Source organism: Ktedonobacter sp. SOSP1-85 (assembly GCF_016587415.1).
Classification (GTDB): Bacteria; Chloroflexota; Ktedonobacteria; order Ktedonobacterales; family Ktedonobacteraceae; genus Ktedonobacter.
The window spans coordinates 4,809,497-4,824,689 of the sequence record NZ_BNJI01000001.1; the positions used below are offsets into that span (position 1 = coordinate 4,809,497).

The 15,193-nt window shown below is 53.8% G+C and carries 12 protein-coding genes; 7 read left to right on the forward strand and 5 right to left on the reverse strand.

The genetic code is table 11. The features are described 5' to 3' along the window. The first annotated feature begins 378 nt into the window (after positions 1-378). Positions 379-2,013 (forward strand): S8/S53 family peptidase, encoded by a 1,635-nt coding sequence (locus KTE_RS20140; protein ID WP_201383963.1) that lies wholly within the window; start codon positions 379-381, stop codon positions 2,011-2,013. A 203-nt stretch (positions 2,014-2,216) separates the two neighbouring features. Further along, positions 2,217-2,618 carry an iron-sulfur cluster insertion protein ErpA gene (gene erpA / locus KTE_RS20145; RefSeq protein ID WP_201383965.1) on the forward strand — a complete coding sequence of 134 codons (402 nt, stop codon included), beginning with the start codon at positions 2,217-2,219 and terminating at the stop codon, positions 2,616-2,618. A gap of 311 nt (positions 2,619-2,929) precedes the next feature. On the opposite strand, the gene KTE_RS20150 is transcribed toward erpA, so the two are convergent. Next, positions 2,930-3,316 carry a hypothetical protein gene (locus tag KTE_RS20150; protein ID WP_201383967.1) on the reverse strand — a complete coding sequence of 129 codons (387 nt, stop codon included), beginning with the start codon at positions 3,314-3,316 and terminating at the stop codon, positions 2,930-2,932. Between the two features lie 14 nt (positions 3,317-3,330). Then, entirely contained in the window at positions 3,331-3,858 is a 528-nt protein-coding gene (locus tag KTE_RS20155) for a hypothetical protein (RefSeq protein ID WP_201383969.1), read from the reverse strand. A 421-nt stretch (positions 3,859-4,279) separates the two neighbouring features. Here KTE_RS20155 and KTE_RS20160 point away from each other — a divergent pair, with 421 nt between their 5' ends. Together KTE_RS20160 and KTE_RS20165 are read left to right on the forward strand one after the other, a co-directional pair. Continuing rightward, the gene (locus KTE_RS20160; protein ID WP_201383971.1) at positions 4,280-5,230 is read left to right on the forward strand and encodes an ROK family protein; all 951 of its coding nucleotides are present in this window, start codon (positions 4,280-4,282) and stop codon (positions 5,228-5,230) included. A gap of 130 nt (positions 5,231-5,360) precedes the next feature. Beyond that, positions 5,361-6,149: a response regulator gene (locus KTE_RS20165; protein ID WP_201383973.1), complete on the forward strand. Its 789-nt coding sequence runs from the start codon at positions 5,361-5,363 to the stop codon at positions 6,147-6,149. Positions 6,150-6,165: 16 nt separating this feature from the next. Here the strand turns inward: KTE_RS20165 and KTE_RS20170 are convergent, their stop codons facing one another. Further along, a complete protein-coding gene (locus KTE_RS20170) occupies positions 6,166-8,223 on the reverse strand; it encodes a hypothetical protein (RefSeq protein WP_201383976.1) in 2,058 nt (685 codons plus the stop codon). Between the two features lie 285 nt (positions 8,224-8,508). Here KTE_RS20170 and KTE_RS20175 point away from each other — a divergent pair, with 285 nt between their 5' ends. Then, positions 8,509-9,141, forward strand: a complete 633-nt coding sequence (locus KTE_RS20175; RefSeq protein ID WP_201383978.1) for a TetR/AcrR family transcriptional regulator — start codon at positions 8,509-8,511, stop codon at positions 9,139-9,141. A 163-nt stretch (positions 9,142-9,304) separates the two neighbouring features. Further along, a complete protein-coding gene (locus KTE_RS20180) occupies positions 9,305-9,451 on the forward strand; it encodes a hypothetical protein (protein WP_201383980.1) in 147 nt (48 codons plus the stop codon). 246 nt (positions 9,452-9,697) lie between these two features. Here the strand turns inward: KTE_RS20180 and fxsT are convergent, their stop codons facing one another. Beyond that, the gene (fxsT, locus tag KTE_RS20185) at positions 9,698-12,271 is read right to left on the reverse strand and encodes an FxSxx-COOH system tetratricopeptide repeat protein (RefSeq protein ID WP_201383982.1); all 2,574 of its coding nucleotides are present in this window, start codon (positions 12,269-12,271) and stop codon (positions 9,698-9,700) included. Between the two features lie 860 nt (positions 12,272-13,131). Between fxsT and KTE_RS20190 the strand changes: the two genes are divergently transcribed. Beyond that, positions 13,132-14,205 (forward strand): hypothetical protein, encoded by a 1,074-nt coding sequence (locus KTE_RS20190; RefSeq protein WP_201383984.1) that lies wholly within the window; start codon positions 13,132-13,134, stop codon positions 14,203-14,205. Positions 14,206-14,767: 562 nt separating this feature from the next. Here the strand turns inward: KTE_RS20190 and KTE_RS20195 are convergent. Further along, the gene (locus KTE_RS20195; RefSeq protein WP_201383986.1) at positions 14,768-15,160 is read right to left on the reverse strand and encodes an SCO5389 family protein; all 393 of its coding nucleotides are present in this window, start codon (positions 15,158-15,160) and stop codon (positions 14,768-14,770) included. Positions 15,161-15,193 lie beyond the last annotated feature (33 nt).

A 15,193-nucleotide genomic window follows, 5' to 3' on the forward strand; every position in this document is an offset into this window, starting at 1 on the left:
ATCCACCAAATCATGAAGGGAAATTGTAGGGTCCATGCTGGCATGGACTCTCTCTGCCGGGAAGACATACTCGCCCTCAGCAAATAAGCCCATGCCAGCATGGACCCTACAACTTGCTCAATGTACCACATCGTACCACGTATATATATCCATCACACATGTCACTGCGCCACAAGTAGCATCTCCCACGTAAGCACCCAGTGTAGGTGCGTACGCAAGTAGCGCACTAGGCGTTGTTTCCTGGTGCCGCTTCAGCTATAATTGAGGCTAACGAATGCGCTTCATTTCTAGCTCTTTGGTTTAACATTTCCACTCATACGCACAATTTGCCCCGGAGGGCACACACGTCCCACACCACTAGAGGGGGAGCATGCCCGCATGTCTCGTAGTTATTCGGAGGTTATGGGCGCGCCCAACGAGCTTTACCATTGGATTCCTGGTGAACTGGTCGTTGTGGTGCGTTTATCGCGCCTGCCTGCTGATGAGGCCCTGGAGTCCTTGTTAGAGCAGGCCCGCACTCGACTCAACACATTTCTGTCTCCATATCAACTGGCGCTGGAGCCGTATGGTACGGCGGGAAGGTGGAAGGGGAGTCCGACGATGCCGCCAGTGCGTCGTCGCTCATTTATTTTTGGTCTGCACCGCAAGCAGCCACTACTCGCGATCTTCTTTCACGCCCGCCATATGGACCCGGGTGTGGCGGATGCTACGCCTATGGTCCTCTCTTACCTGCAAGCCCGCCTGGATCTCCTGGCACAGCAAGGCTTGCAGATCGTTTCGGCCATGCCCAACTGGCTGGTGACGGCGGCCCCGTTCTACTTTAGCGAAGGGGGACCGGCGCTGCCGCCGCGTCCCGCGCCCCAGCTAGAGGCCCCCGCGCCCAGCAACGCCCTGATAGGTTGGCGCATGCGCCTCATGGAGCCTGACATTCCGCTGGATACCAGGTCTGCCGAAGATGTCCTGGTGGCTATTCTAGATAGCGCGCCCCATCCCGACCGCATCATGAGCGCCGCGACCCGGCCCGAGTTTCGTCGCAACTGGCTACTGCAAAAGCTGGCGTCCGACCTGCGCAACGAAGATGGCGCGTTCTCAGTGGAGTATGACCGCTATCCGCTGACGAATGAGGTCCGCACGGGCCGCGATTACTACAATGATGCGCGCTACTATAACATGGCCGACCATGGCCTGGCGGTGGCGGGCCTGGTCCGCGATGTCGCGCCCCGCGCCCGTATACGCCTGATCCGCGTCCTCAACGACTTTGGCGGTGGCGATCTCTATCCGCTCTTCGCGGCCCTCTGCGACCTGGGGCGCGAGATGGTTGCGGGCTCGATCCGGCGCCTGGTCATTAACCTGAGCCTGACGATTATGCCCGATGTGCGCCGCCTGCCCTATGTCTGGCTGGACCAGCGCCAGTGGCCCACCACGCAGCTCTACGGTGTCACGCGATTGCTGGAACATGTTGAGGCCGGGCTACGCCTGCTCTTTGAGAGCCTGCACGCCCATGGCGCGCTCATCATCGCCGCTGCCGGAAATGACTCGGTGGCATCCCGGCAACAGAGTGCAACTCCGCGCCCGCCGCGCGCACCCGCGCGTTACGACTCGGTCCTGAGCGTCTCATCCGTCAACAGCCAGGGGCAAGCATCGATGTTTGCCAATGCTGCTAATATCGCCCCCGCGGATACAGGGGTCGCGACCTTTGGCGGCGATGGCTATGGGGTGGCGGATGGCAATACCTTCCCTGATGCCGTACGGGGTCTGTATATTGCCTCGACCTTTCCCAATGGGGATCATAATGATATTGGTTGGGCCGACTGGTGTGGAACCTCGTTCTCCACGGCCATCGCCAGCGGGCTTGGCGCGCACCTGATGGCCCAGGGCTGGTCGGCGGCCAATTCTATGATTCGCCTGGCCGCACGTGGCGATGGACGAGGGGAGCCGCTCTTTGGGGTCGAGCCAGAAATTCCGTCCCTATTAGGGAATATGATCCGGGTGCAGCAGCGTTTTGGTTTATAGAGAATAGTGTTGTGCTGTAACCCGCTACTTGCGTACGCGGCTACTGTGCTACACTACCTACAGGTCCTTTAGGGCTTGTACAGTTATCTTGACGCTTCATTTTGTGTAGGATATAATACGCACAAACGAAGCCAGAAAAACACATTTTAGTCTATTAATAGGGATTGCCTGGGGCTGTATGGCCCCTATGAGAGGTGAAATACATGATTGAGCAGAACCAGCAAACAGCGACAGAGACTCAGGTCATCACCATGACCCCGACCGCAGCTGTGAAGGTTAGCGAACTGTTGCAGCAGGAGAATGATCCTAGCCTCGGTCTGCGCATCTTCGTCGCTGGCGGCGGTTGTTCTGGTCTCCAGTATGGCATGACCCTCGACGAGGAGCAGGAAGGTGACACCGTGATCAACATGAGTGGCATCAAAGTCTTCGTCGACGAGATGAGCATCAGTTATATCAATGGTAGTGAAGTAGACTATGTTGATAGCCTGATGGGTGCTGGCTTCACTGTCAATAACCCCAATGCTGTCTCTTCCTGTGGCTGTGGCCATTCCTTCAAAACCGCCGATGGCGGCGGCGAGGCCCGCAGCTGCGGTTGCGGTCACTAGACCTTTAAAAGCAAGCAGAAAAACAAAAGAGTGCGAGCCATTTCGCAAGAAACGGCTCGCACTCTTTTGTTATACAGAATACCACGTGAAATGGCTTTTCACCCCCGCCCTGTTTGGTAGGGACCAGCTTTAGCGCGTCCAAATGCCATTCATGGCAGTGCGGCGCAAGCCAATCCTTTGCCAGTGAACAGGCGACCCGCAGAGCGACATGCCGCCATGGAACGTTTTGGGCTGCACCGACAGGCGATTCATCGCCTTTGGACGCGCTAAAGCTGGTCCCTACCGGGTAATTAGCCGGGTTATTCGACAGGTTATTCGTCGAGTTGTTCGCCAGGCTGTTCCAGCATGCGGTGGATGATGCCGGGCATGTCGGTGGCGAATTTGGAGTTGGCGACGACGCGCTGGGCACCGGCTTGCAGGGCCTTGGCGCGTGCATCGAGGTCCATATGTGAGCCAAAGGCGAGCACGGGATAGCCGCGCTCGCGGGCCGCGCGGATAGCTGCCTCCCAGTCAACGCCTCGGATGGAGATATTGACGATGGCCAGGTTGGCTCGCTCCTCGCCGCTGGCATCCAGGCGTTCCTCAAAGGCCGCCAGGGTACGCGCAATGCTGGCCTCCATCTCGTGGTGGCGTAGCGTGTCTTGAATTTTGACCGAGAAGAAGAGATCCTTCTCAAGTGCTAGAACGCGTATGGTCACGGCTCGCCCCTTGTCTAATCTTCCGAGCGCTCGTAGACCGGGCGGCGGAAGCGATCTCCTAGCTCCTGGTTGATGACGTCGATATTGGTGTAGAGGTCGGGCGTGAGTACGTGATGCGTCCCCGTGCAGTAGGACTTGTCACACTTCTTGAAGTGACTGGTCTCCATCACCAGGTTGTTGGCCTCCACGGTGATCCAGATATGCTTGCGCGAGTAGCCATCGCCCCATTTGAGGATCAGGCCGTCCTTATACTCATCGAAGCGCCCCTGCCCATAGAGGAAATCGCGGTTAAACATGCCGAGCACCTGGCGTACCTTGCTGACCGCCACTACGCGCGCCACCTCGGGCCGCATCGTCGTCGTGGCCTCCTCGGCCAGGTCCTGCTCAGGGATATGAAGCTGGCGGCGTGTATGTTGTTCCTCGCGGATCATGCGTGTAATCATCTCCCCCTCCTGGTCGGAGAGGCCATGTCCCTGCCCGAGAATGGGGTCCTTCTGCGGCTGCTGCTCATCGTCATAATACTGATCGGGCATATCGGGCATAATTTATCTCCTTGTCTCTTCTTTGCGCTATCATGACATCAAGCCATAGTCCTACTGTACCACGGATCGAATTGCTTGACCAGAGAGAAGTTATAAGTGGTGAAGTGAGGATGATGGTCGGCTGGCTATACTAGCCGACCATCATCCTCACTTCACCACTTTACCCCTTGAGCGCCGTAGGCGCGAGAAGTATTTGCCTCTCAAGAAAGGATTGAACGCATGTTCTATATGTATTATGTTGTATTGACAAATGTTCTACTCGCCAGTTATACTTTCTTTAAATAAACTCAGTTTTGAATCTCATATCTATTGCTGTAGACCTGTTGTAGTGCGAACCAATGTTCTAGCCTATGAGTAGAGCCAGGGTAAGAACACTTGCGGAACGGCGGTCTGGCCAATGCGTGCAGACAGGAGTGTCGCGGTGGGGCTGGAGGTTGGGGGGAGTAAAACAACTGTAGCTATAATTGACCGGCAGGGGCGTGTACGACTGCGGAGCGAGACCAAAACGCTGCGCGGGCGACCTCCCATGGCCACGCTTGAACCCTATGTCCGCGCTATCGAGGGCCTGCTGGCGCAGGCTCGCTCAGAAGGCTGGAGCGTCGAGGGCATCGGGGTCAGCCTTCCTGGTACGCTTGACTACACAAGACAGCGACCGCTTCTCATTCCCTCAATCCCCGCCCTCAACGGTTTTCCCCTCTACGAACTACTCCAACAACGCTATAAGTTGCCCGTCTGCCTGCTTGAAGATATGGAGGCCGCGCTCCTGGGCGAGCAGTGCTTTGGCTCGGGTCAGGGGGCGCAACGCCTGCTTTATTTACATGTGAATGCAATTGTCGGGGCGGCCTTTATCGTGGATGGCAAGATAGCCGGACATGAATACGAGCAGCGCCTGCGCCAATATATGGGGCATATCTGCCATATCTCGGTCTCCGCGAGCGGCCCGCGCTGTAGTTGTGGGAAGCGTGGCTGCATCAACACCATGATCTCGCTGGACGCCATGCAGAAAATGGTCCAGCGGGCCGTGCGCCGCGGCGACGAAAGCAACCTCATCACGCGCCTGGTAAACCGCGAAACCCTCACGCCGCGTCTGCTGGCCGAGGAGGCCGAAAACGGCGATAGCGTCGCGCTCCAGATCTACAGCGAGATGGGACGCTGGCTCAGCAACGCCATTACCCGTTATGTTGAACTTTTTGAGCCTCATATGTTTATTCTGGGTGGCGACATCCTCTGTAGCAGCGCCTTCCTTCTCTCCAGCGCCAAAAGCGCCGCCAACACCGACACCAACGCCCGTGTACGCAGCCTGGTCAAGGTCGTCCCCGGCCTTCTCGGGCGCGAGGCCGCTCTCCTCGGCTCTGTCGTCCCCCTGTTTTAACCTGCAAGTAGCCGCGTACGCCAGTAGCGGATCTGTTGGCCTTACAAGGTGAATGAGGTACAATTGTTAGTGGAAAAGTGTGCGAAAGCTTGCGTTTGCTGGTCAACAAGAAGGAATTTGAACAAGCACTATGATGGAAGAGAAGCGTATACCAGTTCTGGTCGTTGATGACACACCAATCAAACGGCGAGGCGTTTGCGAGTTTATCGAGGAGACGCAGACGTTACAATTATGTGGGCAGGCTGAGGAGGCTGAGGAGGCTTTACACCTGGTAGAGAGTTTGATTCAGGGACAGCCAGAAAATCCCTCCTTGCAAGGCTGGCTTGTATTTTCTGATCTGCGCTTAGGCTCGGACAACGGTGTAGAACTGGGGCGAACCCTGCTTGAAATGGCGCCTGGCCTGCGGATAGTTGTTTATACCCAGGACCCGAGTTGGGCGCTGGCGGCGGAGATCTTTCGCCAGGAATACACGCGCCGTGGGACATCGCGCAGTGCCAGTCGTCGCCGGGGCAAGACCAGGGGCCTGCATGGCTATGTCCTCTTCGGCAATATGCTTCCCGACTACCTTGAGCGCATCGTTGAGAAGGTCGTGGACCAGAATGAGACCTTCATCGATGACGAGGTGCTGAACTTCCTACTGGAGCGCCTGCGGGGCGAGCGCCTGACGCCGCGTCAGGAGGAATGCGCCTCCCTTATCGCGCTTGGCCTGAGCAATGATGAGATCGCCACGCGTATGGGCTTCCTAAATAGCAAGGGGCTGCCCAATATTGGACCGGTCGAGAACCTCGTGAGCGAGCTCTACAACTTCTTCGCCATCTACGGCGCCCCCAGTGATCCCGGCCGACGCGTCCTGCTGGCCCACGCCTATGAGGCCTACGCTGGCCTGCGTGGCAAGCCCTCCGATCCCATCCGAGATTAAAGTGAATGGCCCGACGCTACTCACTCTCCTCGCGGACGCGGGTCGGGTTGAGCGCGGCCTCCTGGTGCAGGAGGGAGGCGGGAAGCGGGAGCGTCAGGCGCACCACGGTCCCGTGCTCTGTGGCATCATCTTGTGTCCTGGGAACGGAATCGACGGTCAGGAAGCCGCCCGCCTCGCGTGCCTTCAGTCGGGCCTTGAAGAGACTTGTTCTGGTCAGGGGTACCGCGACTGGATCGAAGCCTCGCCCGTTATCCTGAATGGTCACCTCAAGCTTCGCGTTGGCGTTCTTGGAATTATATTCTGTGAAGACACGCGCATATTTGGCGCCTGCATGATTGTAGACATTAAGCAGGGCCTGGGTGATAGTGTAAGAGATGGCCTCCGCAATGCTCTCCCCCTCGGGCGTCTTCTCCAGGTCCAGTGTCAGGACATCCAGTGCCCAGAGATCGGCCTGTACACGCACATGCGACTCGGGATGGAGCGCGGGCAGATCCTCGCGGACCAGCTTCTCCAGGTGCAGGCGCAGGCCCAGGCTGCGCCGCTGATAGGCGTCCTCAACCAGCAATTGCAGCCCCCGCAGATCGCTCTCAAGCTCCTCGCTGATCTTGCGCACCCTGGTCAGGGCCTCCACTACCGGCCGGACATCGACGCGCCCATCAGGCGAGCGGTCGGTCTCTACACTGAGTTTATGTTGCCAGTGTCCCAGCAGTGAGCGGATACGTAGCGCGTGCTGCTTCGGCTGATCGTGGATGCGCTGGGAGAGCAGTGAGCGCAGATGGGCGTCGGCATGCAGCAGCAGGGAGGTCGCCTGCTCCAACTCCCGGTTACTCTGGCGTAGCTCGCGCGCCGTCTTCTGCTGCTCATAGAGCGCCTGCTCACGCTCAGTCGAGGTCTTCTGTAGCTCCTGAAGGGCCATCTCGCGTTGCTCAAGCGTCAGGTGTAAGCGATCCAACAGGCGCAGCGAACGAATGGCGTAGAAGAGCACCAGGGGATAGATCGCCGCCAGTATATAGAAGGTCGTTAGCGGGATCAGCGTATGCCCGGTAAAGAGGATGGGCACAACGCCAAGGCAAGCGCCCAGGCCCACAGCCCCTAGCCAGAGCATAAAGAGATCGAAGATCCGGTGGCGCACCCGCGTTGGGATGGGGCCTTCCTGCCTGTGGCCATCGCGGCCCGGCAAGACATAGATCAGGGTGCTCAGGCCAATCAAGAGACTCACCAGGCCGCCGAAGACCGCGTAGCCCAGGCTCGCCGTCAGGTTCACTCGCGTAGGTACCCGCCCGGTAAGCAGTAACGAACTCCATTCGTAGGCCAGAAGCGCGATCAGCGGCAAGTAGGGCGGGAGGTCTATACTCAGGCTGGGCATGCGCGAATGGTGCAGCGAGGTAGGACGGTAGGTCAGGCTCAGGTGGATAAAGCAGGCCCCCATCAGGGCGAAGGCCGGGACCCACAGCAACTGAAAGACCAGGCTTGGCGCATAGGCCACCTGGATATTCCCCCAATGGCTATAGAGCAGGAGCAGCATCGCGGGCGGGATCATCGTAATGCCCTCCACCGCGCCGTTCCAATCGCTGGCCGTAAAGAGCAGGATGCCCCCGATCAGCAGCCAGATAAAGCCAGCCACCAGGCTCAGACCATAGTTTTGCCACCACATCATCAGCGTAAAGGTCATGGCGGGACTGCTAATGGTGCTGGTCTGAGTTTGACTGTTACTCGTTGTAGTGAAGGTATAGGTGATGAGCGTGCCGGGCCTGGCATGAGCATAGGCCTGAGTTAGCCCTTGTGGGGCGGGTACCCCATTCACCGAGACCAGGCGTGTGCTACTGGTGAGGGTATCGGGCCTGACATTGAAATTTGTGAGCTCAGGCGTGGTGGAGACAATAACAACCCGTCCATCGGTATCTACAGCCCAGTAGAAGCCGCCAAACGATTTTCCAACCTCGTTGAGCAGGCGGAGATGGCCGAGACTACCGATAGCTAGCAGGATAAGCCCTATAAGCAGGTAGCCCACGCGAAACTTGATTCGCTGCTGGTGCCACCAATTCTCTTTGGTCTGACGAGAAGATATCGACACAACATAGTCTAGCACGCTATGAAATCAAACTGCAAGAGGCGGGAAAATAGCTGTGTTATGGTTATGTTCTGGTGGGTTGCGGGCTGAGCCCGCAACCCACCAGAACATAACTGACTCCTAGAGAGAGTTTGTGTGGGTTGTACACTGATTTGTAGAATGACCGTGAATGCGAAAAGATGACGATAGGGTCAACGCCTGGTCCATGCAAGCATGGACCCTACAAAGAGAGGGCGACAACCCTGTAGGGTCCATGCTTGCATGGACTAAATGTGTGGGAGGTGGAGCATGGAGCAGGCATCTACAAGCGAGCAAGCACAGACATTAAAGGAGAAGCAGCGGCAGGAGCGTGAGCGGCTCATCCTTGCCGCGGCGGAAGAGGTACTCTACGAGAAGGGGTATCATGATACCTCCATCGACGAGATTGCCGCGCGTGTGGGGGTTGCCAAAGGGACGGTGTATCTGCATTTCCCCAGCAAAGAGGAGCTTGTCTTCGCTGTCTTTCTGCACAACTTCGACGCATTTGTACGTGCCATTGATGAGGCCCTGAACGAGGACATGCCGCCGCGCCAGCAGCTTGAGACCATTCTAACCTGCATGTATGGTGGCTTCTATATCAAGCAGATTCAGCTCCTCTATAACAGCGTCGATATGAAGCGCCTCTTCGAGGTCAGGCGTGAGCAGGAGCCGCGCCCCTGGGAGCAGCTCGCGGCGCGCATCGCCTCCATCCTGGAGGCGGGCAAAGCCCGTGGCGACTTTGATTCTGTAACGCCGACCAGCGTCCAGGTTGCCACCTTCTTCAGCCTGCTCTCGCCGCGCAGCTACGAACGCCTGGTCCTGGGCGAGCACATGGATGTCCAGGAGCTGGTCCAGCACCTGAAGCACATCTACTTCAATGGCATCATAGCTCACAAAGAGTAAATAATGGTTGATGTGGTTGTGGTGGGTCGTGGCAGCCAGAGGCTGCCACGACCCACCACAACCACATCAACCAGCGAGCGCCGTAGGCGCGAGCCAGTGCGCGAAGCATTATTATAAATACCGCCAGGGAAGGCCTAAGAGCGTAGAAAGGGGATTCATGCCCATGACTACAGTTTCCAGGCCACTTGAAACCAGGCACGAGGAGACCTACGAGGAGCCACAGTACTCCACCCGCGATACCCTCCTGACCATGCTAGGTGTCCTCATGGTCATGCTGCTGGCCTCGCTGGACCAGACTAACTCGCTATGAAACCGCACATGACCTTATGCGCCTGACCCTCGAACTGGCCGACCTCCTGGGCATTTCTCTGGAAGAGATGGAATAGTCCGTACGCTTCTGTAAACTCTTGGGATACTCCTGATATCGTACGTTTGTATAGTTAACGTACGATACCAGGAGTATTGCCTATCTTTGGGCATATAATCCCAATAAAAAAACACATTCGTTATCTTCAGGCGTTGTGATTCGTTGCTCAAAAATTTAGGATGAACCAATCTATTCTTGCGTTTCTTCACTTTCCCTGTTTTCGCCCTGCTCTTGTTGCGCAAACAATTGAAGAAGTGCCTCCAGATCTCCGTTCGTATACAGATGTGATAAGAGGGCCAGGTGGTTCATCAGAATCTGCTGTGTTTGAGGATGCTCCTTCCCTAAAGATGCGAAAGTAATGGTCACGGCGCGCCTAGAAAGCGATTCGGCCTCAGCGTAGCGCCCTTGCTCATAATAGAGTCCCGCCAGGTTGCTGAAGCTGCCAGCGGTATCAGGATGGTCAGCTCCTAGCTGCTCTTGAGCAATCGTCAGAGCACGCTGATGCAGTGGCTCAGCCTCAGCGTAGCGCCCCTGGGCTTGATAAAGTTCGGCCAGATTGTTGAGGCTGGTGCCGGTCTGAGGATGGTCAGCTCCTAGCTGCTCTTGAGCAATCGTCAGAGCACGCTGATACAGTGGCTCAGCCTCAGCGTAGCGACCCTGGGCTCGATAGAGTCCCGCCAGATTGCTGAGGCTGGTGCCGGTCTGAGGATGGTCAACCCCCAACTGCTCTTGAGCAATCGTCAGAGCACGCTGATACAGTGGTTCGGCCTCAGCATAGCGACCCTGGGCTCGATAAAGTTCGGCCAGATTGTTGAAGCCAGCGGCGGTCTGAGGATGGTCAACTCCCAACTGCTCTTCCTTAACCGCTAGGGCACGCTGGAAAAGTGGTTCAGCCTCAGCGTAGCGACCCTGGGCTCGATAGAGGAGCGCCAAGTTGTTGAAGCTGGCTGCGGTCTGAGGATGGTCAGCTCCTAGCTGCTCTTGAGCAATCGTCAGAGCACGCTGATGCAGTGGCTCAGCCTCAGCGTAGCGCCCCTGGGCTCGATAAAGTTCGGCCAGATTGTTGAGGCTGGTGCCGGTCTGAGGATGGTCAGCTCCTAGCTGCTCTTGAGCAATCGTCAGAGCACGCTGATACAGTGGCTCAGCCTCAGCGTAGCGACCCTGATGAAGATAGAGTAACGCCAGATTGTTGAAGATGGTGCCAATCTCAGGATGATCAGTTTCCAACTGCTCTTGAGTAATCGCCAGGGCATGCTGGTAGAGTGGTTCAGCCTCCTCATACTGAGCGCGTTTGTCCAAGTAGTAAGCTATCGCATGTAGCAATCGTGCTCCTTCCAGTTTCTTATGTCTCAAGATAAGAATCCACTTCGCACACATGAGCGCATGGGGAAGGAGGAACTCACATTCCGACCACGTTCCATATTCCCCACTTGGGAAAACGGCATTGACAAGGTGGACTGCTTGCCCCATCCACTGCTGTCGTTCCTCTTCAGCGAGCACGTCTTGGATTACTTCCTGCACTAAACGATGTAGAGAGAGGATCTGTTCTGCCCATTCTACTAATGAATAGCGGTAAAGGAGTCCAAGCGCCTCATCGGTCGCCAAGGTATTGTTTGGATGCTCAGATGCAGTGATCCCTGCAACCACAAGTGGTTCTGGGATCTGATCAGGAGCGAGAAAGGCACAGAACTGGAGCGCTTTGCCTGCCAGCGCATTTTGCTCCTGAATCGTTTCCCAGGAGAGCCAGAAGGTCATGAAGACCGAATCGGGATGGTCAGTAATGTTGCTCAGGTCTTTGGCCTGACGACGATCCAGCAGGTCCTGCCGACGCTGGTGATAGAGATCAATGTATTGCTTCAGTGATTTTCTATTCTCGGCAATATATGCTCCCGCTTGATCGAGGGCCAGTGGAAGCCGGTCCAGAAGCTGACACAGTTCTCTGGCAAGAACGATGTCATCAGCGCTGGCCTTTGTGACAGGAGCTTTTCTGTTGATACGTTTGGAACGCCGCAGAAGGAAAAGGATGGCATCCTCCTCCGAAAACAAAGGAAGGATTTCACTGTGAGCCAGCGTCCCTAACTCCCGGCTTCTCGTAGTAATCAGCACACTTCCCTGATGTTTACTTGGAATGAAGGTGGAAAGAATGGCATAAGGGTCTTCGACATTATCGAAAATAAGCAACCAGCCAGAATGTTTCTGCAACCAGCCTTTGACGGCTGCAATCTGCTGATCCGCCTCTTGCTGTTCTGGGAGTCCCAATACCTCGGTTGCCAGTCGAAGATACGCTGCTGTCGCAACCGCTAACGAGTCTGCTGGTATCCAGAGTACAGCTTCATAATACTCCCCATATTGATGGGCATACTCCACTGCGACCTGGGTCTTGCCAATGCCTCCTAAGCCACTGAGCGATTGAGTTAACGCGGTTGTTCTTGCTCCTGGAACAAGGGTTTGTCGTAACGAGCCCAAAACCGTTTCACGTCCAATGAAGTAGGGATTGCGTGGATAGGGAACGTCCCAGTAAGCGGCAGGCCAGTGTTCGATGCTCATCCCTGCTGCAATTAACAATCCTTTGCGTTCCTCTTGAGAAAGTACGAGCTCATCAGCGAGTCGGAGGACAACGCCTCTTGAGGGGATAGTTCCACTTTCCCACGAGGCAATAGTATTGCGATGCACGCCCATCCTCTTCGCGAGTTCGCTCTGTTTCCATCCACATCGCCCGTAATAGGTAACAAGAAGCTCAGCAAATTGCGCTTTGTTTGCCATCCATATCCCCTTTGCACATCAAATGCACTGTTTTGGCACATCCTTGATCCTGCTTTTTCCCCCATACTTTGATTGACCGGTTAGGAACTCTCGTTGTGGTGCGCACCATCATTCCTACTGGAGGATTTTGATGGAGATTCTGTTTCACTTACCCTGGTGGATCTGGCTCATATTGAGCATCATTCCGTACTCTCTCAATAAACGAGGGAGAGGGGCAAAACTGGAGTCGCTCGTTCTTTCAGCTCTTTTCTGGCGATTCTCCTTCACTTCTCGAAGGGGACTTTCTACCTGGAGCTTTTCGCTTCCATGGGTCAGACGCCTTCAACGCAGCTCTATTCTGCGCAAGCAGGTAGCGTCAGTATGGGGAAAATTGATCCAGGAAGGAGCGAAGAAGCTTCTGTCATTGTGGCACTGATGTGGGGGAGAGAAGAAGCACTCTTCTCTCCTGTCTATGAGCATATCCGAAAACTGCATTTTGGGTGAAGCTCAAAAAGCTTCCCATTAGCACGGAGAGTCTATCATTGTTCCCAGATGGTAGACTTTTCATGACAATACCAATTTTCAGAGATAAGCATACAGTAACTCTTTGAGAGGAGATCAAGCGCTACCTCTTACAAGAATTCGATTCATGTATCCTCTAATTCTTCCTTATTCTACCGTTTATTGAGAGATCGCGATGGAAAGGATGTGTATTAGGGTATATAACGATGACACGCAACCTCATTTTGCCCCGCTGCCATTAGGAACGTATTCATCATCGTGAGGAAACAAATTCTTTAGTATCAGTTCTTCGGTCTTGGCAGCCAATGACATGGGTTGGTATTGTAGGGGTCCGTATACCTTCGAGACAGAGAGGTGACTTGCTTCGGGCTTTTCTGGAAAGGCTGGCTCCTCCAACCTCGCATTTCCAACCATGGATACTACCTACTGGTACCATTTGTCATGAAGTGATGGTCAAACGCTATTCCCTAAACGAAAGAGCAGACAATCATAATAATGTGATATTTGTTATGTATAGAATGATGAGTGAAATAAGAAAGGATCATGCTATAAATAACTTTCTCTCATATGATATCTTGCAAATACCGACAACTTTAGGAGTGATTAATGATTGTTGGAGATTGGCTGAGGCTGAGATGCAACAGGAGATAAAAAAATATTATCCAGATAAGCAGGAAGAGTTTATTACAGAGCTTTTTCATGGGAGATTTGCTTTCGCTTTAGAAAAAGCCAGTAATGACCAATTGATTGCTATTGCGTTTCTCAAAGATTTAATGGTTGCTTACCCCGACATACTAGAAACTGCGTTAGAACAGATCGCAAATGGTTTAGTTGCGGATGTCACCCTCCATAAAAGGTCAACAGAAAGAAAAACTGGTGGAGATTTAGGCTTGATGATCGTCAGACCTCAAATCATAAGAGACCAGAAATATCTAATAAAACATGGCGATTATCGTCGAGGGATATTATGCCAAGCAAAAATGAAGAGCAAAGATAAAAAGTGGGGACAGTTTACCAGGCAGCAAAAAAAACAATTACCTAGTAGAATGAGCTATTTATGCCTCCTCTTGTACAGCTATAAAGATCTAGAGAGGCGCGAATTAAACAATTACCAATGGTATGTTTGCAAAAACGATGAAACATTAGATCAAGTAGCAGAATACCTTAAAAGAGACGAATTCCCTAGATTATTGAGTTCTGAGTCGATTATTGCAAAGATTGGCTTTGGAATGATTGGCACAGATGATGATGCTATACTGGACGAAATTGTAGCCCCTAAGAAAAACACAGCATTAATTATCAGACTGTTTTGGCCTAATGGACCGTGGAGTGGTCCTGATGGTGGCATCTATATAGGCACCAGTATACGCATCTATACTGCGCAAGAAAATGATGAACAATATTACAGGCAACAAAATGAAATGCAATATTGATATGTGCTGATTATCCTACAAATTGTTAGAGTTACTTGCTCTCGTCTGATGCAGCCCGAAGTTACACAATACTTTCTGCGAGAGACGGAAGGAACTGGCCGAACTGCTCAGTATTGCTGTGTAAACGAATGTAGAAGGGTGATGCAGTCCCCTCTAGCTTCTCTTTAGCTAACGTTGCAAATGATGTTTACGAAGAAGTGATCAGATCAGAACAATGATGAGAGAACGTTTGTCTTAACAAATTTGTGGTTCTAGAACCTCGCGAGTCAGAAAACGTACTGAGCGACATCTAGAGGGAAAGGGAATAGTTATCGCTGTCTTACCAGATTCTGGCATCAGGAGGAAGAGGCTGAAGCGATGCTGTTTTACTTCAGCCTCTTTTGTGTTCTCTCTTGATGAACACTTCAATTGTTAGGCGAAGGAAGTGTTCCTTCTGTTCTTAGCTTCTCCTGGATTAGGACAACTTCATGCCATACGAAACTATGCCAATGAACTAGTTTCCATTTATTTGGCAGCCAGGAGAGGTGAATACTTCTCAGTTGAGGTATCCTCGTTGACTTCATTAACAGTCAACGAGTTCAGGACTCTGATTAAGGAGTTGACTTCTAGGAGAAATGAATGTTTCATAGCTCTCCTGATCAAAATGGTCTTTGGGGAAGAGCGCAACCCGGTGACAATTCTGGAAGGCCAGTTTGACGCCAAAATGGTCCTCTAAAGCGGTACGCATAGAGTCGCTAGCAAGGACACGTAGCAGTTGACCACGCGCCTGCTCGCTAGGTGGTGGCGTCTGATTGTCCACAAAGCTGGCCTCACTCCGTGCGAGCTTGCCTGCCAGTTCCTCGATAAGATTCCAGGCATAGGGGAGCGAGTCCTTGATACAGGCAAGAAAATCATTTTGTGAGACGGAACCCTGCTGGGCTTGCTCCAATAAGGTTGGGGAAACCGTAAGAGACATCGCAATACTCCTTTTGGCTACTGATGTTCTCTG

Bases quoted from the DNA above. Each gene is read 5' to 3' on its own strand.
- erpA (WP_201383965.1), top strand. From the start codon at position 2,217: ATGATTGAGCAGAACCAGCAAACAGCGACAGAGACTCAGGTCATCACC.
- fxsT (WP_201383982.1), bottom strand. From the start codon at position 12,271: ATGGCAAACAAAGCGCAATTTGCTGAGCTTCTTGTTACCTATTACGGG.
- KTE_RS20140 (WP_201383963.1), top strand. From the start codon at position 379: ATGTCTCGTAGTTATTCGGAGGTTATGGGCGCGCCCAACGAGCTTTAC.
- KTE_RS20165 (WP_201383973.1), top strand. From the start codon at position 5,361: ATGATGGAAGAGAAGCGTATACCAGTTCTGGTCGTTGATGACACACCA.
- KTE_RS20180 (WP_201383980.1), top strand. From the start codon at position 9,305: ATGACTACAGTTTCCAGGCCACTTGAAACCAGGCACGAGGAGACCTAC.
- KTE_RS20175 (WP_201383978.1), top strand. From the start codon at position 8,509: ATGGAGCAGGCATCTACAAGCGAGCAAGCACAGACATTAAAGGAGAAG.
- KTE_RS20155 (WP_201383969.1), bottom strand. From the start codon at position 3,858: ATGCCCGATATGCCCGATCAGTATTATGACGATGAGCAGCAGCCGCAG.
- KTE_RS20195 (WP_201383986.1), bottom strand. From the start codon at position 15,160: ATGTCTCTTACGGTTTCCCCAACCTTATTGGAGCAAGCCCAGCAGGGT.